General features: G+C 49.8%; 24 protein-coding genes. 14 read left to right on the top strand and 10 right to left on the bottom strand.

What is annotated here, in order from left to right:
• Nucleotides 1–91 precede the first annotated feature (91 nt).
• Both AK95_RS03530 and AK95_RS03525 read left to right on the top strand, forming a co-directional pair.
• Nucleotides 92–1,774 carry a glycoside hydrolase family 2 protein gene (locus AK95_RS03530; protein WP_071218542.1) on the top strand — a complete coding sequence of 561 codons (1,683 nt, stop codon included), beginning with the start codon at nucleotides 92–94 and terminating at the stop codon, nucleotides 1,772–1,774.
• 71 nt (nucleotides 1,775–1,845) lie between these two features.
• Nucleotides 1,846–2,445 (top strand): TetR/AcrR family transcriptional regulator, encoded by a 600-nt coding sequence (locus tag AK95_RS03525; RefSeq protein WP_071218541.1) that lies wholly within the window; start codon nucleotides 1,846–1,848, stop codon nucleotides 2,443–2,445.
• A 170-nt stretch (nucleotides 2,446–2,615) separates the two neighbouring features.
• Here the strand turns inward: AK95_RS03525 and AK95_RS03520 are convergent, their stop codons facing one another.
• A complete protein-coding gene (locus AK95_RS03520) occupies nucleotides 2,616–3,224 on the bottom strand; it encodes a TetR/AcrR family transcriptional regulator (protein WP_071218540.1) in 609 nt (202 codons plus the stop codon).
• Nucleotides 3,225–3,447: 223 nt separating this feature from the next.
• Here AK95_RS03520 and AK95_RS03515 point away from each other — a divergent pair, with 223 nt between their 5' ends.
• The 4 genes from AK95_RS03515 to AK95_RS03500 all read left to right on the top strand — a co-directional run bounded on the left by AK95_RS03515 (nucleotide 3,448) and on the right by AK95_RS03500 (nucleotide 7,742).
• Nucleotides 3,448–4,206 (top strand): SDR family oxidoreductase, encoded by a 759-nt coding sequence (locus tag AK95_RS03515; protein WP_071218539.1) that lies wholly within the window; start codon nucleotides 3,448–3,450, stop codon nucleotides 4,204–4,206.
• A 190-nt stretch (nucleotides 4,207–4,396) separates the two neighbouring features.
• Nucleotides 4,397–6,400 (top strand): Na+/H+ antiporter, encoded by a 2,004-nt coding sequence (locus AK95_RS03510; protein ID WP_071218538.1) that lies wholly within the window; start codon nucleotides 4,397–4,399, stop codon nucleotides 6,398–6,400.
• A 132-nt stretch (nucleotides 6,401–6,532) separates the two neighbouring features.
• Nucleotides 6,533–6,982 carry an RrF2 family transcriptional regulator gene (locus tag AK95_RS03505; RefSeq protein ID WP_071218537.1) on the top strand — a complete coding sequence of 150 codons (450 nt, stop codon included), beginning with the start codon at nucleotides 6,533–6,535 and terminating at the stop codon, nucleotides 6,980–6,982.
• A 124-nt stretch (nucleotides 6,983–7,106) separates the two neighbouring features.
• Nucleotides 7,107–7,742, top strand: a complete 636-nt coding sequence (locus tag AK95_RS03500) for a nitroreductase family protein (RefSeq protein WP_071218536.1) — start codon at nucleotides 7,107–7,109, stop codon at nucleotides 7,740–7,742.
• A 140-nt stretch (nucleotides 7,743–7,882) separates the two neighbouring features.
• Here AK95_RS03500 and AK95_RS03495 read toward each other — a convergent pair whose 3' ends face one another.
• Entirely contained in the window at nucleotides 7,883–8,506 is a 624-nt protein-coding gene (locus AK95_RS03495) for a TetR/AcrR family transcriptional regulator (protein ID WP_071218535.1), read from the bottom strand.
• A 172-nt stretch (nucleotides 8,507–8,678) separates the two neighbouring features.
• On the opposite strand from AK95_RS03495, the gene AK95_RS03490 reads away from it, so the two are divergent.
• From AK95_RS03490 to AK95_RS03470, 5 genes are all read left to right on the top strand, one after another.
• On the top strand, nucleotides 8,679–9,161 hold the full coding sequence (locus tag AK95_RS03490) for a tetratricopeptide repeat protein (RefSeq protein WP_071218534.1): 483 nt from the start codon (nucleotides 8,679–8,681) through the stop codon (nucleotides 9,159–9,161).
• 214 nt (nucleotides 9,162–9,375) lie between these two features.
• Nucleotides 9,376–9,621: a hypothetical protein gene (locus AK95_RS03485; protein WP_071218533.1), complete on the top strand. Its 246-nt coding sequence runs from the start codon at nucleotides 9,376–9,378 to the stop codon at nucleotides 9,619–9,621.
• A 239-nt stretch (nucleotides 9,622–9,860) separates the two neighbouring features.
• On the top strand, nucleotides 9,861–11,648 hold the full coding sequence (locus AK95_RS03480) for an ABC transporter ATP-binding protein (RefSeq protein ID WP_071218532.1): 1,788 nt from the start codon (nucleotides 9,861–9,863) through the stop codon (nucleotides 11,646–11,648).
• On the top strand, nucleotides 11,645–13,507 hold the full coding sequence (locus AK95_RS03475; protein WP_071218531.1) for an ABC transporter ATP-binding protein: 1,863 nt from the start codon (nucleotides 11,645–11,647) through the stop codon (nucleotides 13,505–13,507). The genes AK95_RS03480 and AK95_RS03475 overlap by 4 nt, the downstream gene beginning before the upstream one ends.
• A 73-nt stretch (nucleotides 13,508–13,580) precedes the next feature.
• Nucleotides 13,581–14,057 (top strand): GNAT family N-acetyltransferase, encoded by a 477-nt coding sequence (locus tag AK95_RS03470; protein ID WP_071218530.1) that lies wholly within the window; start codon nucleotides 13,581–13,583, stop codon nucleotides 14,055–14,057.
• Nucleotides 14,058–14,098: 41 nt separating this feature from the next.
• On the opposite strand, the gene AK95_RS03465 is transcribed toward AK95_RS03470, so the two are convergent.
• Nucleotides 14,099–14,944: a chemotaxis protein gene (locus AK95_RS03465; RefSeq protein ID WP_071218529.1), complete on the bottom strand. Its 846-nt coding sequence runs from the start codon at nucleotides 14,942–14,944 to the stop codon at nucleotides 14,099–14,101.
• Nucleotides 14,945–15,184: 240 nt separating this feature from the next.
• On the opposite strand from AK95_RS03465, the gene AK95_RS03460 reads away from it, so the two are divergent.
• Nucleotides 15,185–16,012 carry a sensor histidine kinase gene (locus AK95_RS03460; protein WP_071218528.1) on the top strand — a complete coding sequence of 276 codons (828 nt, stop codon included), beginning with the start codon at nucleotides 15,185–15,187 and terminating at the stop codon, nucleotides 16,010–16,012.
• Entirely contained in the window at nucleotides 16,009–16,662 is a 654-nt protein-coding gene (locus tag AK95_RS03455) for a response regulator (RefSeq protein ID WP_071218527.1), read from the top strand. The genes AK95_RS03460 and AK95_RS03455 overlap by 4 nt, the downstream gene beginning before the upstream one ends.
• An 83-nt stretch (nucleotides 16,663–16,745) precedes the next feature.
• On the opposite strand, the gene AK95_RS03450 is transcribed toward AK95_RS03455, so the two are convergent.
• From AK95_RS03450 to AK95_RS03440, 3 genes are all read right to left on the bottom strand, one after another.
• Entirely contained in the window at nucleotides 16,746–17,093 is a 348-nt protein-coding gene (locus AK95_RS03450) for a hypothetical protein (protein WP_071218526.1), read from the bottom strand.
• 247 nt (nucleotides 17,094–17,340) lie between these two features.
• On the bottom strand, nucleotides 17,341–19,047 hold the full coding sequence (locus AK95_RS03445) for an ABC transporter ATP-binding protein (RefSeq protein ID WP_071218525.1): 1,707 nt from the start codon (nucleotides 19,045–19,047) through the stop codon (nucleotides 17,341–17,343).
• Between the two features lie 63 nt (nucleotides 19,048–19,110).
• Nucleotides 19,111–19,455 (bottom strand): hypothetical protein, encoded by a 345-nt coding sequence (locus tag AK95_RS03440; RefSeq protein WP_071218524.1) that lies wholly within the window; start codon nucleotides 19,453–19,455, stop codon nucleotides 19,111–19,113.
• 225 nt (nucleotides 19,456–19,680) lie between these two features.
• Here AK95_RS03440 and AK95_RS03435 point away from each other — a divergent pair, with 225 nt between their 5' ends.
• Complete coding sequence (locus tag AK95_RS03435; protein WP_071218682.1) at nucleotides 19,681–20,160, top strand: nucleoside deaminase; 480 nt, start codon at nucleotides 19,681–19,683, stop codon at nucleotides 20,158–20,160.
• 42 nt (nucleotides 20,161–20,202) lie between these two features.
• Here the strand turns inward: AK95_RS03435 and AK95_RS03430 are convergent, their stop codons facing one another.
• From AK95_RS03430 to gcvT, 4 genes are all read right to left on the bottom strand, one after another.
• Nucleotides 20,203–20,985 (bottom strand): arylamine N-acetyltransferase family protein, encoded by a 783-nt coding sequence (locus AK95_RS03430; protein ID WP_071218523.1) that lies wholly within the window; start codon nucleotides 20,983–20,985, stop codon nucleotides 20,203–20,205.
• Nucleotides 20,986–21,268: 283 nt separating this feature from the next.
• Nucleotides 21,269–22,726: an aminomethyl-transferring glycine dehydrogenase subunit GcvPB gene (gcvPB, locus tag AK95_RS03425; RefSeq protein ID WP_071218522.1), complete on the bottom strand. Its 1,458-nt coding sequence runs from the start codon at nucleotides 22,724–22,726 to the stop codon at nucleotides 21,269–21,271.
• Entirely contained in the window at nucleotides 22,723–24,072 is a 1,350-nt protein-coding gene (gene gcvPA, locus AK95_RS03420; RefSeq protein WP_071218521.1) for an aminomethyl-transferring glycine dehydrogenase subunit GcvPA, read from the bottom strand. The genes gcvPB and gcvPA overlap by 4 nt, the downstream gene beginning before the upstream one ends.
• Nucleotides 24,069–25,181 carry a glycine cleavage system aminomethyltransferase GcvT gene (gcvT, locus tag AK95_RS03415; RefSeq protein ID WP_071218520.1) on the bottom strand — a complete coding sequence of 371 codons (1,113 nt, stop codon included), beginning with the start codon at nucleotides 25,179–25,181 and terminating at the stop codon, nucleotides 24,069–24,071. Before gcvT ends, gcvPA begins: the two co-directional genes overlap by 4 nt.
• Between the last annotated feature and the right edge of the window lie 70 nt (nucleotides 25,182–25,251).

The following is a 25,251-nucleotide window of genomic DNA, read 5'->3' as shown; positions in this document are numbered from 1 at the left end:
CTATGGAGTACGCTGCATCAATAATCTAGTGTTTACTTATCGGATTTTTGAGGGGATCCTCAAAGCCGCATGATGGATTGGAGGAGAAGAGATGCTGCGATTATTTGATACCCACCATATTCGAAAGTGCAAGGAACTGGAGGGAATGTGGGAGTTTGCTCCAGTAGCCGGCATAGGGGAGCGACCAGCCAATTACACTGACAAGCTGCCTGTTCCCGGTTGCTGGGAGATGCACCCACGCTTCGGAAACTATAGGGGAGTTGGCGTATACCGCAAGATCATCTCGCTGTCTCGAAAAACCAATTTGCGAATCGAATTCAAAGGGGTCAGCCACACGGCACATGTTTATTTCAACGGGGAATTGGCAGTCCGTCATTATAACGCATATACCGCCTTTGACATGGTCATCCCGGAAGTTCAAGCCGGTGAACATGAACTGCTGGTGTATGTGGATAATTCCTTTAACGAGGAATCGGCCCTTCATGTTCCTAATGATTACTATACGTACGGCGGCATTATTCGGCCGGTTGCCCTGGAGGAGATAAGCGATTTATACATTGAAAACGTCATGTTCACTCCATATAAACAGGGCGGGGTTTGGCAAGGTTCTTGGAAGGTATTGATCCGAAACCTTGGAAGCCTTGTGAAGAAAGGATCACTCCGCGGTTCGCTGGCTGAGGTGGAGGGGGCGCTTGGAAGCTTTGAAGTGAAGCCAGGGGAGCGGGTCGAACGAATAGTCACCGTATCCTATCCAAGTGTGTTGGAATGGTCGCTGGACGACCCGAATTTGTATGCCCTGCGAGCGGTCCTTGCCGTTGATGGTACGGATTGCGATGATTGGCAGGACCGCATAGGCTTTCGCGAGATAACAACGCATAACGGAAAAATCCAATTGAACGGCCAGGATCTCGTGCTCAAAGGCGTTAACCGGCATGAGGACCATCCCATGGCCGGTTCCGCACTTCCGCTGCCCCTCATGGTAAAAGATGTGGACCTCATAACAGAGCTTGGGTGTAACTCCGTTCGGACGAGCCATTATCCGAACGATGAGCGATTTCTCGATCTATGCGATGAACGAGGGATTGCGGTGTGGGAAGAAAATCACGCCCGCGGTTTGAGTCTGGAGCAGATGTTGCATCCGAATTTCGGTTGGCAGAGCGAGCAGGTGACTCGTGAAATGGTGCAGCAGCATTTTAACCATCCGTCCATCCTGATATGGGCCATTCTGAATGAATGCGCCAGTAACACGGAGGAGGGGAGAGCTCACTACGCAAAGCAGCTAACCATTATTCGGGAGCTTGACCCAAGCAGGCCCCGGTCCTTCGCTTCCCATCATCGAGATCAGGAGAAATGTTTTGACTTGGCGGAGATCGTGTCATTCAATCTCTATCCAGGCTGGTATACCGATGAGAATCCTGGGGAGCTGGCCGATCTGGCCAGAAGCTGGGCAGATGCGCTCGGCGGAGAAGGTAAACCGATGATTATGAGTGAATTCGGAGGGGACGGGTTCTACGGATTCCGCAGTCCGAATCGGGAGAAAGGCTCCGAGGAGCGTCAGGCCGATATTATCGCGAGCAATCTGAAGGCATACATGGAGCGCGAATACATTTCCGGGATGTTCATATGGCAATTTAGCGATTGCCGTGTGACGGAAGGGCTTGGCTGGCTGCTGAATCGTTCATGCACGCGGAACAGCAAAGGCATCGTGGATGAATATCGGCGTCCGAAACTGGCGTATGAAACCGTTCGAAGACTTTTTATGGGAGAATCATGATATTTGACTGAGTGGTACATAAACCCTATACTTTTAGATAACAAAGATCATGTTCAAAAGGGATGAGGGGAATGACCACGAACGGTAGACCGCGTGAGTTCAAGAAAGAAGCTGTCATTGATGCAGCCATGGACGTATTCTGGTCCAAGGGTTATGAAGCGAGTTCCACGCAAGAGCTGTGCGAGAAGACAGGGCTTGGTAAAGGGAGCCTGTACAATGCCTTTGGCAGCAAGAATGAGTTGTTCGAGCAGGTGCTTCAACGTTACAATGATGAAGGCCTGGAGATATCCAGAGAGATTCTGGGCCGGTCCGTCCCTGTTAAGGAAAGACTGCACGCCTTGTTTGAATGGGCGATCGGCATGGATTTTTCGGATCCGAATCATCGCGGCTGCATGGCGGTTAATATTAGTATGGAACGAGCTGGGCGGGACCCGATGGTTGAACGGATATTCGGGCAATATATTTATGATCTCGAGGAAGACTTGATCAGTGTGATGGAAGAGGCGATTCAATCGGGAGAGATTCTGGCTGAACGCTCTGCGAGTAAGCTGGCCAGCTTATTCTTAAGCAGCTACTATGGTCTGCGGGTGATGAACTCCGCTACGATGAATCGGGAGTTAGCCGATCGAATCGTCGAAAGTACACTCGATGCTATTTTCTCTAGAGTATAGATATAATTGATCGGTATTAAAGAAAAGGCCGTATCCATGTGTAGTTCAAAACTATCTTTGGAAGCGGCCTTTGGCTTATCTAAAAGTCCAAAACCATCACCCGCTCGATTTGCTATTTGATCGGGTTGATGGTTTTTTGTGCTTTTTTCCATGTTATCAGCTCTCTGATTTCATGAAGGGTCCGTGCGCTTGATTTGTGTTCTAACGCTTCTCGGCCTCCAGTTGATCATGAGAACCAGCTGATCCCTCATATAAGGGACGGAATAGTGGAAATTGTTCTCGATCCAGTGGAATACCAGGCCGATTAAGGCGTGCATGTTGTAGATGATGAGAAGTTCATGGTTGAGCTCTTCCCCGGGATAGTCCAAATCCTCCATGGCGATTTGCTTTAATGCCGAGAACATTTTATCCCGGACCAGCGGCAGAACATCGCTTTTGAATAAGGCCGTATATACGTCTGCATTTTGATGAATATGATCAAATATTTTTACCGCATTAGCAGGCAGCTCATCGATATGAAATACGTCGACTTCCCCGTAGGGAGCCCTGAAGGAAGCAATCAGTTCCTCCATTAAAGGGGTCAGGATATCATCCAGAAGAGACTCTTTATTGTCGTAGTGGGTATAGAAGGTTCCTCGATTGTAATTCGCTAACTCTACGATTTCCGTAATGGAAATGCTGGAGAAACTCTTCTGCGAGAGGAGTGATAGAAGCGCTTGTTTTAAAGCTTCTTTGCTGCGGACGATGCGACGGTCGGTCCTTTTATTGCTTGTTTGCATAGAGTCGAGTCCTTTCGGTTACAAATATAACGAATTTAATTATTAAAATATAAACAAATTTATGTTTTTTGTTCGGTATCGCACATTTTCATGTTTTTTAATGATTGTGACCTAAATCATACTACAATTATACTAGAATAGACATATGTCATGTATTGTACAGTTGTTGAATGTTGTCACTGAATTTTGAAATGATATCAAACCAATAATGGGGGTATGGAACATGAGATTAGCTGGTAAAGTTGCGATAGTTACGGGTGCTGCTTCCGGTATGGGAAAAGCGACAGCGGAACTGTTTGCCGCCGAAGGCGCAAAGGTTGTTGTGTCTGACCTGCGTCTTGAGGCAGCGCAAGCCGTTGTTGACGGAATTACGGCAAAAGGCGGCACAGCCCTGGCATTGGTAGCGAATGTGGCCAAGGAAGAGGATGTACAGCAGCTGGTAGATGCTACTGTTAATGAATATGGAACGCTTGATATTTTGATCAACAACGCTGGCATTATGGACAACTTCGTACCGGCTGCTGATCTAACGGATGAATTGTGGGATCGTGTATTTGCCATCAACACGACGGGACCGATGAGAACCATTCGTAAATCATTGCCAATCTTCCTGGACAAGAAAAGCGGAGTCATTGTCAACATTGCATCTGCTGGAGGTCTAATGGGGTCCAGAGCAGGGGCAGCGTATACGGCCGCTAAGCATGCCGTTGTCGGATTAACGAAGAATGTCGGTTTCCAATATGCAACGCAGGGAATCCGCTGTAATGCGGTTGCTCCAGGAGGTGTCAGCACGAATATCGGCACCACTCTCAACGCGCCGAATTCGTTCGGCATGGAAAGAGCGATGGCTGGTATCAACCTGAACCCGCGGGCAGGCGAACCGGAAGAAATCGCGAAAGTCGTATTGTTCCTGGCTTCAGATGAAGCCAGCTTTGTCAACGGTACTGTGGTTACAGCCGATGCAGGCTGGACTGCATACTAAAAAGCAAGCGCAAGCGCATGGGCTTTCTAAAGGATACCTCCTTTAGGAAGCCTTGTTTTTTTGCGGCGGCATAAAGGTTGAAACTATTCGAATTCATAAATAAACCTTTAATATTCTACACAACCTATACCTGTCTATTGATGGATATCCCAATGTTACATAGGTAATTCTTCGAGGAGGGAGCAGGGTTGTGGAAATATTTCTTATGGTACTTATGTTTCTGGTCCTTGTCGGTATTTCAAACATTATCAATCGATTTCTGCCGTTCATACCTGTCCCGTTGATTCAGATTGCGCTTGGGATCGGGGCCGCCTATATTCGCGGGTTCCATCACGTTCCGCTGAATCCGGAATTGTTCATGGTGTTGTTTATCGCGCCGCTCTTGTTCAATGACGGGAAGCTTACCCCGCGCGAAGAGTTATGGAAGCTCAGGTCCAGTATCCTGCTGCTGGCGCTAGGTCTCGTATTTGCAACGGTTCTGATCGCGGGACCTTTCATTCATTGGCTTATTCCGACCATACCGTTATCGGCTGCCTTTGCGCTGGCGGCGATACTCTCGCCTACCGATGCGGTTGCGGTGGGCTCCCTGTCAGGCAGGGTGAAGCTGCCGGGAAAAATCATGCATTTGCTTGAAGGCGAAGCGCTGATGAATGATGCATCCGGTCTCGTTGCATTTAATTTTGCGATTGCGGCTACAGTAACGGGTTATTTTTCTTTGACGAATGCCATCGGCAGTTTTTTTGTCATTGCGGTTGGAGGCATCGTGATCGGCGCACTTCTAGGATTTCTAGTGATCTGGTTCAGAATGCTGCTGCGCCGGCTCGGCATGGAGGACGTCACGCTCCATATGCTGATCATCATTCTGACGCCATTCATCATCTACCTTATCGCCGAGGAATTTCATCTATCCGGGATTCTGGCTGTCGTAGCGGCGGGTGTCACCCATGCGGTGGAGAGGGATCGCATGCGTTCGGCGTCCATAAAGCTCAGAGTGGTATCGGACAGCACCTGGTCGGTCATTCTCTTCACGCTAAATGGGCTGGTGTTCATTCTGCTCGGGCATGAAATCCCGGGAGTCGGTAATCAAATATGGAGTGACCCTGCCTATAACAATGGACAAGTTCTCGGCTATATTTTTCTTATAACGGCTGTACTGATATTGCTGCGTTTCGCATGGGTCTGGGCATCTACGAACCGTCAGTTCAAATCTTCCATGCTGACTGCACTATCGGGCGTACGGGGAGCATTGACGCTGGCTGCGGCTTTCTCGATCCCGCTCACCCTTGCGGACAATCGTCCTTTTCCAGAGCGAAGCTTAATGTTATTCATCTGTGCGGGCGTCATCCTATTAACGCTGGTGATCGCGAGTGTTTTGCTTCCGCTCCTGACACGGGAGAAACATGTCGATTCGTCCGCGGTGATCGATCGCGAGAAAGAGGCACGGCTTCATATGCTCCAAGCGGGTATACGTACCGTGCGGGAAGAAATGACGGATGAAAATAAGGAAGAGGCAGTTCAGCTTATCTATGCGTATACCAAGCGGCTTCAGCAATCTCAAATAACGGATAAAAGCGACATGCGGGAGTTCTGGAAAGCCACCATCGCAGTAAGAAAAATCGGACTCACAGCGGAACGGAACGTTGCGGAAACATGGCTTAAGGAACATAAAGCATCCGCAAGGGTCGCGGAGCTGTTCCTATCCTCGCTAAACAAAGTCGAGATGCTGCTTACCAGCCGATATAAGTTCAAGCTGCTCACGAAGAATTTATGGCGGAACTTGAAGCGCTTGTTGAAAAAAAACGAGTCCCAAGAAACGCCAATGTCTCCGGACCATCCGGATTGGGATATGTATAAGGCACTTAAGCTGGAGGCTATTCGTGCAGCAATACATGAGATCCAGACAGTGAAACCGGCACAGAGGCAGGAAGTCCTGCAAGCCGTTATTGCAGACTATCGGGCAATGGAGCATTTTCTTCAGAATGATCGTGTGTGGAGTCGAAGAAAGCAGAATCATAGCAGTGAACGCCGGGAACTGGAACTTAAAGCCATTCAATCCGAGCGTAACGAGATTCAAAGCATGTTCGAACAGGGCGATATTGACCGGGCATTGGCGAGCCATCTGAGAATGGATGTGAATTACCGAGAGGCGAATTTGTATGAGTCTCAAGCACTGGTTGAAGAAGAGGGCCATTAGACGATGGTCCTTGTTGCTCTTGATGGAGTGTCAGGTTTACGTTACAATAATGAAAAGCTTGATGGGAACGACAGCTAAAGCTGCAGAATGCCTATTTAAGGCAATTCTATTATTGAAAAAGGGGGTAGGAACATGAGCATCCATAAAGAAGCGGCCTCCAAAAAATCGACAATGGCCTGCCCGTCCACTTATAAAACCTTCAGCCTAGCCGTGCAAGCACTGGTTACGCTTGAACGTCACTCCGGTAAATGCTCGAGCGGCGATATCGCCTCGTATTTGCACTCGGAATCGACTTTGATTCGACGCGTGCTGAAAACACTTGCGCAAGCCGATATGATTGAGTCGCGTGAAGGAAGAGACGGCGGCTACCGGCTCAAGAAGAATGCCTGTGACATTACACTGGCTGAAGTTTACTCGATTCTTCAAGTCCACAGCTCCATCAGCGACAGCATGCTGGATGCGGCTACCGGACATTGTTTTGCCGAGGAAATCAAGGAATCCTTTGTCGGCATTTTATCCGAGATTGAGGACAGTACCCTGAAAATACTGGAATCCCGGACGATCGCGGACATCGCTCAGTGAACCTTTCAAAATGTGATTGACAAAGAAATCCAGTCTGCTATATACTGTGCATTAAACAACACAGTTAACTCGCGATTTAAACTGTGCAGAAAAATGCACAATATAATTTTGGAGGGGAAAAACCATGTCTACCATAACAAAACCCGATTTTCAAACCGTGATTCAGGAACGCCACTCGGTTCGACAGTACGACCCGTCGGTAAAGATTCCAAGAGAAGAGATGGAAGCGATTCTGAAGGATGCTACACTGGCACCTTCCTCAAGCAATCTGCAGCCATGGCGCTTTCTTGTGATCGATGCTGCTGAGCTTTTGAAGAAGCTGCATCCGATTGCAAACAATCAGGAGCATGTACTTCAAGCCTCGGCCGTCATTGCTGTGCTGGGTGATATGAAGTGGTATGAGAAGGGCGAGAAGATCTACTCGATGTCTGAAGAAGCGGGATATATGACCGAAGAGGTGAAGCAGCGCTTTATCTATACGGCCGAAAATCTTTATGCGAATATGGACCAATCCGTAAAAGAGAGCATCGTGGACGTGGATGCCGGACTGATCTCCATGCAGCTGATGCTGAGCGCGCGGGCCAGAGGATATGATACCGTACCGATGGGCGGATATAACAAAGTGCAGTTCGTGGAGGAGTTCAATATCCCTGCCCATTATCGCAGCGTGATGTTGATTGCTATCGGGAAAGCAGCCGCTCCAGGTCGGCCAACGGTAAGATTGCCGCTTGAAGACGTTGCTTTTTGGAATAAATTCTAAAACATAATCAAAAAGAACGGGGATCCTGTCTGATGATCTCCGTTCTTTTTGCGAGTTGATCTGATCGATGCCCATGATTTGAAGAGCTGATTCTCGCCGATTCATGTTTGAAGGATGCAGTTATAGAGTCACGTCACGTGTCACTTTGGTAGTTTCACTGCTCCGTGCAAGAATAGATCTACAATCTCAACAGCCATATCACGAGGGCTGGCATAACCGCTTCGGGTATCTTCACGATTGCCCAGCATCAGCATCGCCGAGAAAGCCTGCGCCATAAGCAGAGGATTGCCTTCCCGAAGCTCGCCTGAACGCATCGCTTGATCAAACCGATCGGCAATGACTAAGTGAATGCGCTGTTCCGCCTCACGGATCGCGGACATCTGCTCCTGGGATAAAAAAGGCTCGGCTTCCCGCATCATCGTCTCCATCTCGGCATGCGGACGGGCGATCTTCGCTTCAGCCACCCGGATTAATCCGGACTCCAGCGTATCGGCCTCTTGCAGAAAGCGATGAGTGGAAGCATATGCTTTATCGAGAATCGTGGTTACCGCTATTTTAAACAGCTCGGGTTTGTTTGTGAAATGATAGTAGATGGAAGCCTTGGTCACTTGGCAAGCCTTCGCGATCTGCTGTAAGGATACGGACTCGTAGCCATTCTCCATGAATAACTTGGAGGCGGTCCAGAGGATGGTTTCCTGGATAGGAGCCTGATCGGCAGCTGCTTTGGGACGCCCGGGATTTCGGGGGGTGCGTATTTTTGTCATGATGACCTCCTGCCTATAGTGTAAGACATGCCGGTCGCTTTTTCAAAATAAATATACGCTTCCGATTCAAGTATTGGTGCAGTAGGTGGTTGTTGACGATTTTGACGAGCATGAAGGGGAGCTGGTAAGATAAGGGTGAGGGCGGCGTTATCAATCAAAAGGGATGTGACCTATGGCAACGATGAAAGAGGCTATTGAACTCCGCACTGCAGGTCAACCGGAGGAAGCCAAAGAAATTCTCCTCGGGCTGTTAGTCCAATCCCCAGACGATTCCGAAATCCTGTATCAGCTCGCCTGGGTGCATGATCTTATGGGGCTTGAGGGTGAGGCGGTTCCTTATTATGAGAAGGCGATCTCTTCTGGCCTGAAGGATCCTGAGCGATGCGGTGCATTGCTTGGACTTGGAAGCACCTATCGCACGTTGGGAATGTACGACAAATCCAAGGGGATTTTGGAGCAGGGCTTGCAGGAATATCCCGAGGCGAGGGAGTTTAACGTATTTTATGCGATGACCTTGTACAATTTGGGACAATACGATAAGGCGATGGCACTTCTGCTTAAAGAAATAGGCGAAACCAGTAATGACGAGGGAATCAAAAGTTACAGAAAAGCGATTGCTTTCTATTCGGATAAGCTCGATCAGATTTGGAAGTAATCGAGGAAGGATTACTACATAATTAATGTTATGTAAACTGAGAAATAGCGTCTGATAATCATAAAATATGGCTTGTTTTATAGCAGTGATGGAATTCATGCAAATAATCATTTCTTCACTTTGCTTAACTGGATTTTAGGCTGCCTTCATCTCTCATTAAGGTTTGGACCTTATACTAGGTATGTCACTACAAGTGATGGAAGGAGCAACGCAAATGAACAAGAAAAACAAAATGAGTATGTGGTCGCTAGGACTTGGGAGTGCTTTTCTGATGATGATGCTAGCTAATCATGACAATGTGCATGATGGACAAGCCCGATCGGGTATCGCTTCAAATGCAGTTCGATCCAATGTGGCCATCCAATCCGTTGATAAGAGCCCGGCAGTCAAAATGCCAGAGAACCAGGAAATAACCCCTGAAATGATCAATCAATTCTTGAAATTAGTGGCAGAGACATAAGATAAGGTTGATTCTCTATACGTAGCAGTTTTGAAGACCAGTCTCCATGCTGAGGGGGCTGGTCTTTTTGGCGGGTACTCAAAAGGGTCACTTTGATCAGACCGATATTGCGGCAGAATCGTCACAAATCAATCGGCTGTAAATTTTTTCGAAAACAGGAACTCATGTTCTTGTCATATCTATCCAGGAAGCTTATTATTATCAAGAGGGTTAACCTGAAGCGGGGGGATTATAGACGAATGCAAAGCGATCACATGTTACACAGCAAGCGAAGGACCACGGGGATAGGCATGTACAGGGAGATGTTATTCCGATACGTATTCCCGCATAAGAAATTGCTGGCAGCCCTGAGCGTGCTGCTGTTATTTTCAATCGGACTGCAACTGATTAATCCGCAGATCATCCGGTATTTTATCGATACGGCTCAAGGGGAGGGAAGTCTGACATCGCTTTATTATGCGGCAGGTTTTTTTATCGTATTTTCATTGCTCCAACAAGGCGTTTCCATTGCGGCTGCTTACTATAGTGAGAATCTGGGCTGGACAACAACCAACAAGCTTCGAGCTGAATTGGCGGAGCACTGCCTGTCGCTGGATATGAGCTTTCACAAAACCCAAACGTCGGGCTCTTTAATCGAACGGGTCGATGGCGATGTGAATGCGCTTGCCAATTTCTTCTCCAGCTTTATTATCCATCTGTTCGGCAATCTGCTCCTTATGATCGGAATACTGGCTCTTCTGTACCGGGAGAACTTCTGGATTGGATTTGTCATGACTGTGTTTGTTGTCGGCAGCATTTACGTCATTCAACATATCCGTCGATTTGCAATACCGGTATGGAAGCGCTGGCGTGAGCTAAATGCGGATTTCTACGGATTCATTGGCGAACACCTCGAAGGCACTGAAGATACGCGTGCTAACGGGGCAGCAGGATATGTCATGAATCGATTCTACGAGATGGCCAGACGCATGCTGCCGGTTCGAGTTCGTGCGTTCATCGGATTTTTCCTCATGTGGAGCACAACGATATTGGTGTTTGCGCTTGGCAATGCGGCCGCATTTATCGTCTGCGCCATACTGTGGAAGAACGGACAAGGCGGTTTGACGATCGGCTCCATATATTTAGTGTTTTATTATACCGAGCTGCTAGCCAAACCGATCGAGAAGATCCGCACCCAATTGGAGGACCTGCAAAAGGCAGATGCCAGCTTGATGCGAGTCCGGGAATTGCTTGCAACCGAGCCCCAGATTAAAGACGGGCCCGGAGCTCCGCTTCCGGCAGGCCCGTTGTCGGTGGAATTCCGCAACCTAAACTTCTCCTATGAAGAGGGCGGGCAGGTTACGCTCGAAAATCTGCAGCTGCGGCTTGAGCCGGGCCAGACTCTGGGGCTGCTCGGGCGTACAGGCAGCGGCAAAACGACGATCGCCCGCCTGCTGCTGCGTTTCTATGATCCGCAGGAGGGAAGCATCGAGCTGGCAGGAACGGATATCCGGGACTGCAAGCTTCATGAACTGAGGCGCAAGGTCGCGATGGTTACGCAGAATATTGAGATTTTGGAAGGGACTGTTCGTGATAATCTGACCTTGTTTGATGAAGGCATCGAGGATCGCCGAATTATATCCGTGCTAGAGGAGCTTGGTCTTGGAGACTGGTATGCTTCGCTTCCCGAAGGGCTCGATACGAGCCTGGCCTCAGGCGGCGGGAGCCTGTCGGCCGGTGAGGCCCAGCTGCTGGCGTTTGCCCGCGTCTTTCTGACGGATCCGGGTCTCGTCATCCTTGATGAAGCATCGTCCCGCCTCGACCCGTTAACGGAATACCGGATTGAAGCAGCCATTACGCGTCTGCTTCAGGAGAAGACATGTATTATCATTGCCCACCGCTTAGCCACGGTTCAGCGCGCCGACCGGATTCTTATTTTGGAGAATGGTAGAATGCTCGAAAGCGGACGCCGGGAAGAGCTTGCCTCAAACCCGCAATCACGGTTTAGCCGCATGCTAGCCGTTGGAATGGAGGAGGTGCTGGCATGAAAACAAGAGATTTCTTCTGGCGGTTGATTATGTACCGCCCGGGGTTGTACCTAATCAACCTGTTCGCGTGGTCCCTTATACATATGGCACCGCTGGTTCCCGGACTGTTAACTAAGGCTTTCTTCGACCATTTGGAAGGTACATATGCTTTTCCCTACGGCGTTTGGGCAATTGCCGTGCTGCTCATTGGCGCTGCATTAGCCCGAATTGCGCTGATCTTCGGCGGTTTCATGACAGACGTGCATTTTCGCTTCCGGATCAGCACCTTGCTTCGCCGAAATATGCTGTCCCATGTCATGAAAGAGCCAGGAGCACGGGCAATTCCCTGCTCCCCGGGAGAAGCCATCAGCAATTTCCGGGATGACGTCGATCAGGCCGAAGAAGCGACAAGCTGGTCCGTGGACACTCTAGGACTGGTCGGATTCGTAATCGTTGCCAGCTGGATTCTCATATCCATTGATCTGCAGCTGACGATTCTCGTATTCGTTCCTTTGATATTGGTGGTCACTGCGGCCCAGATTGCAACCGCACGCATCCAGAAATACAGGGCGGCAAGCCGGGAATCGACGGCAAAGGTAACCGGTGCGATTAGCGAAATGTTTGCCAATGTGCAAGCCATTCAAGTCGCAGGGGCTGAGAAACGCGTAGTGGAACGGTTTGTAAGCCTTAGTGAGAAGCGGCGCCAGTCCATGGTGAAGGATAAGCTGTTAACGGAAACCTTGTCTTCCGTGTTCACCAACTCCGTCAATCTCGGCACAGGATTGATCCTTGTGCTTGCGAGTCTTAAGATGCGAAGTGGCGATTTTACGGTTGGGGACTTGTCGCTCTTTGTGTATTATTTAACTTTTGTCACACAGCTTATATCGAACGTAGGCAACTTCATGACTTACTACAAGCAGATGGGCGTCAGCTTTCAGCGCATCAAATCCATGCTGCAAGGGGCACCGGCTTCGCTGCTTACGGCTGCCAATTATATCGGTATCGGTAAGTTTAAGAACAAACGGAATCAAGAGAAGGAAGCTCATCCTGATCGCAGGGCACAGATGAATTCGTTGACCCAAGGAAGATTCAATCCTTCCGCTATTTCCGCTGCCGAAGACGGCATGGAAACGGCTATTATCAAGGCACCGCCCCTCTCGTTGCTTGAAGCGCAAGGACTGTCGTATCGATATCCCGAAACCGGACGCGGCATTTCAAATATTAATCTGACCCTGAAGCGGGGTACGTTTACTGTCGTTACGGGGATGATTGGCAGCGGCAAAACGACGTTAGTTCGCACATTGCTGGGCTTACTTCCTGCCGAAAAGGGTGATATCCGGTGGAACGGTGAAAGGGTAACGGAGCCAGCTGATTTCTTCATTCCGCCTCAAAGTGCATATACGGCACAGATCCCCAGGCTGTACAGCGATAAACTGCGAAACAATATCCTGCTAGGCATAACCGAAGAGCCGGGGAGCTTGGAACGCGCACTTCATGCTGCTGTAATGGAAGAAGATATCAAGCATCTGCAGCATGGCCTGGAGACGATGGTAGGACCACGCGGAGTCAAGCTGTCCGGTGGTCAAGCTCAGCGGACTGCGGCTGCACGGATGCTCGTACGGGACGCGGAGCTGTATGTGTTTGACGATTTATCCAGCGCATTGGATGTTGAAACGGAGCGCAAGTTATGGGAGAGACTGTTCAGCGAGCGCGGAGGAGCGACTTGTCTCGTGGTATCCCATCGAAAAGCCGCGCTTAACCATGCTGACCATATTATCGTGTTGAACGGCGGAGAGATTGAAGCCGAAGGCACGGCGGAACAGCTGCTGGCTTCAAGCGATAGCTTCCGACAGCTGTGGTATGGCGAAGAAACAGGATGATCAAGTAGCTTAGGATTGCAGTGGATAGAGTAAGTTATGAATCCATTTCACCATATACAGAGGAGATGTACCCATGCAAAAAGCAGAACATATTCAGCTGGATTTCCGTTCGGCTGAGCACCTGCCCATCTTGAAAGAATTCGAGCTTCCGGATGATCAAGTCCAATTTACCGCTCATCCAAAAGAAGCACTTAACGTAGTTGAGGGTCAGCATCCTATCGTTATTTTAGCGGATGGTCATCCGGTTGGCTTCTTTATCCTGCACGCGACGGAACGCGTCAAAGAGTACACAAGCAATCCTCATGCCATGCTGCTAACCACCTTATCCATTGACCATCGGCAGCAGCGTAAGGGATATGCCAGAAGAGGGATGCTTGCGCTGTCATCCTTCATCCGGAGTCAGTTTCCTACCTGCAGTGAGGTGGTATTGGCCGTAAACCATAAGAATGTTCCGGCTCAGCAGCTTTATGAACGGGTTGGTTTCCAAGATACGGGCAGGAGAAGAATGGGGCCGATCGGAGAACAATGGGTGATGAATATAACCCTATGAGTAACAATGCCGCAAAGACGCCTGGTCTTTGCGGCATTGCTTTATTTAACCTGGTTGACGCTCCGCCAGGTTACTTCCAAACTTGAAGCAATATACTCCAGGATCGGTTTGCTGTAGAAATAACCGCTGTGTGACAGGGGATTCCAGCTGGTTAGCCAGTTTCCCACGTTAACGGATATATCGTTACGCACCGTGCGGTCATATTCTTCATTTATGCCTTTGAGAGGGTAAGCAAGGATATCATCTTTATCATAGAAATTAACCCATTCTCCCAGCAGCCGATCATGATAGTGCTTCAGCTTTATGGAAGGGACTTCGATCGGCCTATCAAAATCGCGGTACCGCATGCTCCACAGCGGCAAGGTGGTTCCCAGCGTATAGAATAAGGTCAGGAGCTCTCCCCGCTCCAACGGAGCTTCCGGATCAACGGCAAGACGATGCCCGCGGGAGGAGAATTGCAGATCATAGAAGAAATTGCTGGCGATTACGGATCCCAGGCTATGAGAAATCACGCATAATGGAGCCTGGGGGCCCGCTGCGAGGGCAAGTCGGTGCAGCGCTTCACTGATGGTCCGATGAATGGCCTCATAATTCTGATCCTCGGCTTCCACGGGTTGGTAAGCTACGGCATCCGCCAGATTGTGGATCACGTACTGCCGAAGGTGCTGATAACGTAAACGGTAAGGTTTAATGCTGCTGCTGATTAATTCGGACTCGCGTCCTGCGAATACATCGGCCCAATGCACGGCCTCCATGGCCAGTTGCTCATGCGGAATGCCAGAGGTTTGAGAGAAGGTTTCTCTCAATTTTTTCATAAATTTATCCGCATAGTCTTTCTTTTGTGTTCCCAATCCGTGTACAATGATCACTGCAATTTTTTGCTTCATCTAACTGCAGCTCCCTTCATCGGAAATGGAATGAATGGATATCTTTTACTCTTTATACGCGATTTGTACTCGAATTGTAAATAGGTTATTTCAGTACGGGTGAAACTGGTAAGGTCAGTAGCTCTTTAGAGTCATTCCGTTTATGGTCAATCTTGATTACAATGAAGGGATAGCCAGTTGCTATATGATAGATAAAGCGACGGGTGCATTTATGTTTTGAAATGAAATAGGAGGCAGGGTATGTCCTATAAACAAATGAAATGGTTGATTCTGATCATTCCCACTTTGACGATTGGCATATGGGAGTATGTCCGGCATGAGTTCCTGCTGCCTTATATATCGATGGATCTTGGCAATCTGCTGGCACCTGTAATCGTGTTCTTGGTTTCCATTCTGTTTCTTACCCAGTTGTTCTCATTGATTGAACGGAACCAGGAGGAACTGAACCAATCCAGAGCACTGCAAGCGGCCATGCATGAAAGGGAGAAGATTGGCCGAGAGCTCCATGACGGAATCGCCCAATCCTTGTTCTTGCTGAACGCACAGATTGACCGAATTGAGAAATCGGGGCTAACCGGAGAAATTCCATATCAGGATATTAAGGAAAGTGTCCACCGAACCAATGCCTATGTACGAGAAGCTATTGCTAATCTCCGATATCCGGCAGATCCGCAAGCTATTCCGTGGATGCATAGCATGGACAGCTTGATTAAGGAAATTAAGGAGGAGACGAATCTGCATTTCGACGTGCAGTGGGAAATTCCGGATGAGATGCTATCTGCCAAAGAAAAGGTGGAGCTGCTGGCTTCGATCAGGGAAGCCTTATTGAATATCCATAAGCATGCCGAAGCGAAGCACGTCATAATAACGGCGACAGCGGCGGACTCAAGCTGGCATTGCTCCGTCAGCGATGATGGCAAAGGGTTTGAGTTGGACAAGCCGCTCGGCAGCAACCGGTATGGAATCAAAATTATGAAGGATCGGGCTGAGGCCATGGGCTGGAAGTTCATGGTGGAAAGACGCAACAACAAGACGATCATCAGCATTCGGAAGGAGAATACCGCATGAACGAGCAGCCGTTTCGCGTGTTAATCATCGATGACAGCGATCTTGCCAGAGAAGGAATTCGCACCATTCTAAGCAGTGACCCGACCTTTGAAGTCGTGGCCGAAGGACAAAGCGGCGAGGAAGCGCTGGAACTGACCGAAATATGGATGCCTGATATTATTCTCATGGATATTCAGATGCCTGGGATGGACGGATTGGAAGCGACCAAGCGAGTGAAGGACAAATTTCCTTACGTTAAGATTGTCATGGTCACGGTGTCCGACGACATTGCTCATTTGTTTGACGCCCTGAAACGTGGAGCGCAAGGCTATCTGCTAAAGAATCTGAATCCCGAATCATGGCACGAGTACCTCAAGGCCATTGCCGTAGACGAAGCGCCGATGAGCAGGGAGCTTGCTTTCCGTATATTGAAGGAATTTTCGCAGCATGACAAGCCGGATCCAGGCAATAGTCCATTAACGGCACGGGAAAAAGAAATATTGGGGCTCGTAGCTGAGGGGCTGTCCAACCGCGATATTTCGGTTGACTTGTGCATATCAGAGAATACGGTCAAGAACCATCTGAAGAACATTTTGCAAAAGCTGCATTTGGATAATCGGGTCCAGCTGACTCGTTACGCCTACGAACAAGGTTGGATGGGGAAGAGATAACGTTAACACCGGGATCTGACGTCCGAGAGGATGTTGGCAGAAAAAGGGATCAGGCAAAAAAAGCATCCGTGCGCTAGATACGCTCATTTCTGTTTAACAAGGAATATGCCCAGCGCAATGATACCGATGCCGGCCCAATTTTTCCATGTAGGGACTTCCTTCAGGAACAAGTAAGCCACCCCTAACGAGATCAGGATTTCCAGGCATTTGGAGAAGATCAACGTATAGCCTAACTGATCGGTGGCTTTATATCCATATCGGATTCCGTATCCGATGCACATGTTGGCGATGAGGAACAGAGGAAGCATGAATAACTGAAACTGCAGCGTAGGCCAGAACAGGTGCTGGATATGCTTGGTTTGGTATGAGAAGACAAGGTTAATAATCGACAGTCCGCCGAAGAGTAGACCGACACTGTAGATATAAAACATAAAGGGCCTCCTGAATGATGTCTTTGTCGTACGCCATTAATGTTTCCATGCGGCAACTTTTTTATCCAAGGACAATGAGGCGAAAATTCTGTTGCGTGATATCTTGATAGCTTGCTAATGATTCAATTCATAAATAGTCTCGAAAAAAAAGGATGCCTCGCTTCTAAGCGGAGGCATCCTTTATATATTTGAGGGATTTCAAGACGATCAGTTCAGTATTCATGTAAAACTACGGATCATAGGTTCATTAATGAACTTGGTGAAGCCTGCTGTACACGCCGCCGGAATGAATCAATTCCTGATGCGTCCCCTGTTCGGCAATGCCTTCGGAATTGACAACGATAATCCGGTCCGCGCTCTGAATGGTGGTGAGCCTGTGAGCGATCACGAGCGTTGTTCTGCCGACGGACAGCTCAGCCAGGGACTTCTGGATTTGCGCTTCCGTTTCCGTGTCGAGTGCCGAGGTGGCTTCGTCCAGTATAAGAATCGGCGGGTTCTTAAGGAACATTCTCGCAATGGACAAGCGCTGCTTCTGACCGCCGGACAACTTGACACCGCGTTCTCCAATCACCGTTTCCATACCGTCCGGCAGGCTACGGATCAGTTCATCGAGCGAAGCACGACGTGCAGCTTCCCAGATTTGCTGGTCCGTGGCATGTAAGTCGCCATAAGCGATATTGTCGCGGATCGTACCGGAGAACAGGAACACATCCTGCTGCACGATGCCGATATGCTTGCGTAGATTTTGCAATTTGATATTCCGGATGTCGATCCCATCCACCGTAATCGTCCCCTGATCCACGTCATAGAAACGGGGGAGAAGGCTGCAGATGGTGGTCTTTCCCGCACCGGACGGTCCTACAAACGCAACCGTTTCTCCGGCACGGATCGTCAGATGAATGTTATTCAGTATCGTCCGCGATGGTTCGTATCCGAAGGTTACGCCTTCAAAGCGGATATCTCCCCGTACAGATGAAAGGGATACGGCATCAGGCACATCGGCGATCTCCGGCTCGGTATCCATGATTTCCAGGTAGCGTTTAAAGCCGGCAATCCCTTTGGGATAGCTCTCAATAACGGCATTGATCTTCTCGATCGGACGGAAGAAGATGTTGGAAAGCAGAAGGAAGGCCATGAATTCACCCATCTCAATTTTGCCTTGGATGAAGAACCAGGCACCGCAGATCATGACAAATACCGTGATCAGACGCATCAGCATATAGCTGATGGACATGCTTTTTGCCATCGTTTTATAAGCCAGCAGTTTGGTCGCCCGGAATTGTTTGTTCTCTTCCTGAAACAGTTTATTCTCATGCTCCTCATTCGCAAACGATTGAACCACACGGATACCCCCGACATTGTCCTCGATGCGGGCGTTGAAATTCCCTACATTACGGAACAGTTGACGATAGGTCGTGGTCATTCTGCCGCCGAACTTAATGATCAGCCATGCCATAAACGGCACGATGATAAAAGTCAGAAGCGCTAGCTCTAAGTTGATGTAAGCCATTAAGGAGAAAGAACCGAGCAGTGTCATAACGGCGATGAACACGTCCTCCGGTCCATGGTGGGCTACTTCTCCGACGTCATTAAGATCATTTGTGATGCGTCCCATGAGATGGCCGGTTTTGTTGTTATCAAAGAAACGGAAGGATAACTTCTGAATGTGGGAAAACATCTTCTCCCGCAGATCGGTCTCGATATTAATGCCGAGCATATGCCCCCAGTAAGTCACGATGTATTGCAGTGCGGTATTCAGCGCATAGATGGAGAGAAGGACGATGCAGGCAATCAGGATAAGCGGCCAATCCTGGCTGGGCAGCAGATCGTCAATGAATTTGCTGACGGCAAGCGGGAAAACAAGCTCCAGCAGTCCGGCAATAACGGCGCACGTAAAATCCAAAATAAACAATCCCTTATAGGGCCGATAGTACGAAAAAAACTTCCTGATCAAGAATTATCACACTCCAAGTTCTACCTCTGTTAGGGTTATTGGTTTAAGATTAGCGGACAGCCATTATGGGGTGTCTTGCGATGGTTTCGTATCATACAGCTCAAAAGCCTGAATGTACTCCTGAATGATCTGGTCTACCGCTTTCAGCTCTCCGCTGACCACTTCTCTGATGGCTTCAAAGTCCGGGTCATTCACTTGTTTCTTCAAAGTCTCCCGTTTCACAATCAAATTGTCCAAAAAGGAAAGCGCGCGCCCCCGGCGGAACGTCTGCGCCATCTTCCCGCCTTCCCTGCCGCCGTAGCCTTCCTCTCGCCGTCTTCCGTGCCGCCCGCCGTGCCGGTGGCTGCTATCACGCTCGCGAGGCTCCGCCCGTTTTTGACCAGATGTATCCTGATCCTCTTGGCGCATATAACATCAACCTCCTTATCAATAATCACGTATACATTTGTATACCATTAAAGTGATTGTATACGTTTGTATACACTTCGTCAATCCATTTTTCTCCATTCGACTGGAAAAATGGAGGAGATTAAAGGAAGGTATGCTATGATGATAATTAGCTGTCCCAGGTGATTGGCATGGATGGATAACAGCACCGGGATCAGGATGAACATGGGAAGGGAGCTGTACACAATGAGCGAACATAATCATGAGTACTGGATGCGTCAAGCGATTGCAGAGGCCCATCGAAACGTTCAACATGTGGAGGGTGGTCCTTTTGGAGCGATTGTGGTGAAGGATGGTCAAGTGATCGGCAGGGGCCGTAATTTGGTTACCGCGCTGAACGACCCGACGGCTCATGCCGAGGTGCAAGCCATAAGGGAAGCATGTCAACACCTGGAGGATTTCCAATTAAAAGGCTGTACGATTTATACCAGCTGCGAGCCTTGTCCGATGTGTCTGGGGGCCATCTACTGGTCCAGACCTGATGCCGTTTATTATGCAAGCACGAAGAAGGATGCGGCTGAGATCGGATTCGACGATCATTTCATATACGATGAAATCGCGATGCCGATGGACCAGCGCTCCATCCCTATGAAGCAGGTTCAAACAGCGGATTATTTGCTGCCATTTCAAGCGTGGAGCGCAGCCGAGCGCAAAATCGAATATTAACAATAAAACCGGGCTCCCTGCATGGGAAAGCCCGGTTTATTCTTATTTATGGATAGGAATGCCGAAATAGGTATAGAGTGCTTCGGCATATTCCTGTGCATTGCCCGGTTTAAAGGTGTGGACGCCGCTGGCTTTGTAAATTCTGAATTCGTCATCATCCACGGTGTTTCTGCCTTCTGCCGTACGGATGGACACCCGAGCCGTTTTGTTAAAAGGCGAATCGGGGGCATACTCGCACCAGAATGAAGTGGTGATGAAATCTCTCGGCAGGTTAGGTTCTTCCGTAAAGGAGAAGACGGGATCCCAGGCTTCTTTTTTCCACTCTTCGAGCATCCAGCCATACGCTTCAGTTTGGACGAGCCGATAGGTCTCGTTCCCCTGGGTCTGCACAAGGCCATCCACCAATTCCAGAGGATGGCGAGGTCCGGCTCCTCCGACGCCGACATCGGTAATATATCGTTGTTCTTCAATATCCACCTGCAGAATATGATGCCGACGTTTAGCAGGCGTATCGGTTTCATCTCGCCAGAAGCGTCCGAAGTAATGAGTGACCTTGAATCCCAGTTCCTGCAGCAGCCAGCCAAACAACGCATTGAGCTCGAAGCAGTAGCCGCCGCGATGCCGTGTTACGATTTTATCGTAAAGATCGGGGATATCCAGGGACAGTGGAATTCGATCAAGGATATCGAGATTTTCATAGGGTACGGTATGCACATGCTGTTCCTGCAATCTGGCGAGCATATAAGCGCTGTTTACAATCGGGCCCGTGTATCCAATACGCTCAAGATATGGGTTTACATCCAGGCCATGTATCGGGTTACTCATTTGATCACCGCATCTTTCGTCTTTTGTCAGCTTGGTAGAAGTAAGCCGTATATAATTATATACTTTATATCATATATTTGGGCGCACTAATAGAGAACAAGAAGGAGGAGTAACAGGGACTATGCTAATGGATAGTGCGGCGCTTCGGGCATCTATTGGCTTAAGGGAATACAGCAAGGTTACCGGCCCCGTACAGGTACTTGAGCGCATAAAGAGGGTGTCCCTTACCGCCGATCCCACGGCGAGGGACACCCTTTCTTATGGCATATAGATCAACTCAATATTAACCGCAGGTGCAGTTCAGAACCGGTTTGCGTGCCGCCGTCGTTTCGTCAAGTCGTTTCACGACCGTGGTATAAGGGGCTCCTATGACAACCTCCGGCGTGGTTTCGGCTTCTTTGGCAATCTGGATCATCGTGTCAATGAAACCGTCCAGTGTTTCTTTACTCTCCGTCTCGGTCGGCTCAATCATAATGCATTCCTCTACGTTGAGCGGGAAGTAGATGGTTGGCGGATGATAGCCAAAATCAAGCAGCCGCTTGGCAACATCTAGGGTCCGCACGCCAAACTCTTTTAGTTTTTTGCCGGATAGCACGAATTCGTGCTTGCACAGGCCCGGGTAGGCAACTTCGTAATATGGAGCCAGACGGTGCATCATATAGTTGGCATTCAGCACTGCAAGCTCCGAGACACGGCGAAGTCCTTCCGGTCCATAGGTGCGAATATACGTGTAGGCCCGGACCAGGATGCCAAAGTTGCCATAGAATGCCTTCACGCGGCCGATGGATTGTGGACGATCGTAATCCCAATAGTAGGTGCCGTCCTCGCGTTTGGAGACGATCGGTTTTGGCAGGAACGGGATCAACAGACTCTTTACGCCAACAGGGCCTGCACCGGGGCCACCGCCGCCATGCGGCGTGCTCATCGTTTTGTGCAGGTTGAGATGGACCACGTCAAAGCCCATGTCGCCTGGGCGGGTAATGCCCATGATGGCGTTGGAATTGGCTCCGTCATAGTAGAGAAGACCGCCTGCCTCGTGCACGATTTCGGCGATTTCCACGATTTGCTCTTCAAATAGACCGAGCGTGCTAGGGTTCGTCAGCATCAGTGCGGCTGTATCATCACCAACGACGGCGCGCAGAGCCTCCAGATCAACCATGCCGCGCTCATTGGACATAATCGTGATGGTATCGTAACCGGCAACCGTTGCGCTGGCGGGGTTGGTGCCGTGCGAGGAGTCAGGAACAATGACCTTGGTTCGTTTCTCGCCGCGGCTTTCATGGTAAGCACGGATCAGCATGAGTCCCGTCCACTCCCCATGCGCACCTGCAGCGGGCTGCAGCGTTACTTGATCCATCCCGGTAAGTGCCGCCAGATCATTCTGCAAGGTATAGAGCAGCTCCAGAGCGCCTTGAATGCTTTCTTCTGGCTGGTACGGATGGATCTTGGCAAAGCCGGCAAAACGGGCAACGTCCTCATTGATCTTCGGATTGTATTTCATCGTGCATGAGCCGAGCGGGTAGAAGCCGTTATCGATGCCGAAATTACGCCGCGACAGCTCCGTATAGTGACGAATGACATCCACTTCATATACTTCCGGCAGTTCGGCCGGTTTGCTGCGCAGCAGGCCCTCTGGTATTAAGGATGCGGCGTCGATCTCCGGTACGTCGCATTCGGGAAGGGAATAGGCGACACGGCCGGGCTTGCTGAGTTTGAATATCAATGCTTTTTCCGGTTTCATACGATCGCCTCCAATTCACCAATAAATTGGTCGATTTCTTCCTTCGTCCGCCGTTCGGTCACAGCGATCAGCATACATCCTTGAAGCTCAGGGTACGCAGCGCCAAGATCATAACCTCCGATGTAACCTGCAACTAGAAGCTTCGAGTTGATCTCTTTCACGTTCGTTCCTTCAGGCAGCTTTACCGCAAACTCATTGAAGAACGGCGAGCTGAATGGGAGGGAGAGGGAGCCTTTGGCGACACGGTCGGCAGCATAATGGGATTTGCGCACATTCAGAAGCGCAGCCTCTTGCATGCCTGCTTTACCCAGGGTGGACATATAAACAGATGCACACAGCGCGAGCAGCGCCTGGTTCGAGCAGATGTTCGACGTTGCTTTTTCGCGGCGAATATGTTGTTCACGTGCCTGCAGAGTCAGTACAAAACCCCGTTTGCCGTCCTGATCGACGGTTTGACCCACAATACGTCCGGGAATGCGGCGCATCAGCGGCACGGATACCGCGAAGAATCCGCACGTCGGTCCGCCAAGAGAAGCTGGAATGCCGAGCGGCTGGGCATCGCCGACAACGATGTCGGCTCCAAGCACGCCAGGGGATTCCAGTAAACCGAGGGACAGCGGGTTTACGCTCAGCACAAGCAATGCTTTTTTCTCATGAACCAGCGGTTCGATCGATTTCACGTCTTCAATACAGCCGAAGAAGTTCGGTGATTGCAGAAGGACGGCGGCGGTATCTTCCGTTATGGCAGCGGCGAGCGCATCCTGGTCGGTAACACCATTGGCGATGCCGACTTCCACGACTTCCAGATCGAGGCCGCGAGCCGAAGTCAGAACGATTTCCCGGGCTTCGGGATGGACGGCACGCGATATGACAATTTTCTTCCGTTTGGTTGCACCGCTGGCGAGCGCCGCAGCCTCAGCAAGCGCCGTGGAACCGTCATACATGCTGGCATTGGCCACTTTCATGCCGGTCAATTCACAGATATAGGATTGAAATTCAAAAATCGCTTGCAGCTCGCCTTGGCTGATCTCCGGTTGGTAAGGCGTATACGCCGTGTAGAATTCAGATCGGGAAATCACATGATTGAGCACAACCGGAATATGGTGGTCGTACAAACCGGCCCCGAGAAAGCTTGTATAACGGTCAAAATCGGCATTTCGGTCCGATAGGTCGCGCATATGCTTCAGAAGTTCAGGCTCACCCAGCCGTTTTGACATGGGGAGGACGCCGTTGTAACGGACCGTTTGGGGGATATCGGCAAACAGATCATCGATCGTTTCCGCGCCGACCGCAGCAAGCATATCGGCTTGATCCTGATCCGTCATAGGCAAGTAACGATGCTTCATGTTAAGGCAGCTCCTCTTTTGTAGAATGGTGTCTTTACCACTTTGGCTTTTAACTTCTTACCGCGGATCTCAACCCATACCTCGGTATCGAGGCTCGTATATGGCGTTTCGATCAAGGCCAATCCGAGATTTCGCTTGAGTGAAGGGGATTGGGTACCGCTGGTCACTTCACCGATGGGTTCTCCTTCATGGTTGTATACGGGATAGTGGGAGCGCGGGATACCGCGATCGATGAGTTCAATACCGACCAGCTTACGCGGCACACCATCTTGCTTCTGCTGTTGAAGCGCTTCCCGACCGATGAAATCGCCGCTGTCCAGCTTCACAAAGAACCCGAGACTGGCTTCAAGCGGAGAGATCGTGCTCGAAAGCTCTTGGCCATACAATGGCAGTTTCGCTTCGAAACGGAGTGTATCACGTGCGCCCAGTCCGGTTGGAACAAGGCCATGTGGTTCTCCGGCGGTTAAGAGCTCTCTCCAAATTGCGGGAGCATCCTCAGCGGAGCAATAAATTTCAAAGCCGTCTTCTCCGGTATAACCGGTACGGGACAGTAGGGCGGAGCAGCCGCATACCTGTGCGTTCTGGATAAAATGGAAGGAAGGGAGTTCGTCTAAGACCTCATTCGTGGCCTGTGACATGATGTTCATGGCCGCAGGTCCCTGAAGTGCAATCAGAGCCGTCTCAGCGGACACATTACGGATGGTGACATCACCTGCAAGATGGTCTTGGAGCCACTGGAGGTCTTTGTCGATGTTGGATGCGTTCACAACCAGCATAAATCGGTCAGCCGACAGTTTATACACAAGCAGGTCATCTACCGTACTGCCGTTGTCGTAACACATCAACGTGTATTGGGCCTGACCCATCGATATGCGGGTTACATCATTCGTGGTCATCTTCTGGATAAATGCTTCAGCGTCTTGTCCGGTGACGATAAATTCACCCATATGGGAGACGTCGAACAGGCCGGCGTGCTTGCGTACAGCTTCATGCTCTTGCACAATGCCAGAAAATTGCACGGGCAATTCCCAGCCGCCAAAGTCGATGCAGCGGGCAGAAGGAAAATCGGAATAAAGCGGGTAAAGCGGTGTACGTTGTAATGAACTCATCTCTTCACCTCTTCAATTGGCATGATCAATCGGGGAAACACCAAAAAAGGACAGACAGAAGGATAACAAG

The sequence above is a fragment of the Paenibacillus sp. LC231 genome (genome assembly GCF_001860525.1).
Taxonomy (GTDB): domain Bacteria; phylum Bacillota; class Bacilli; order Paenibacillales; family Paenibacillaceae; genus Paenibacillus_AQ.
The sequence above is the reverse complement of the archived record's forward strand: the minus strand, read 5'-3'. Positions and strand labels throughout refer to the sequence as shown.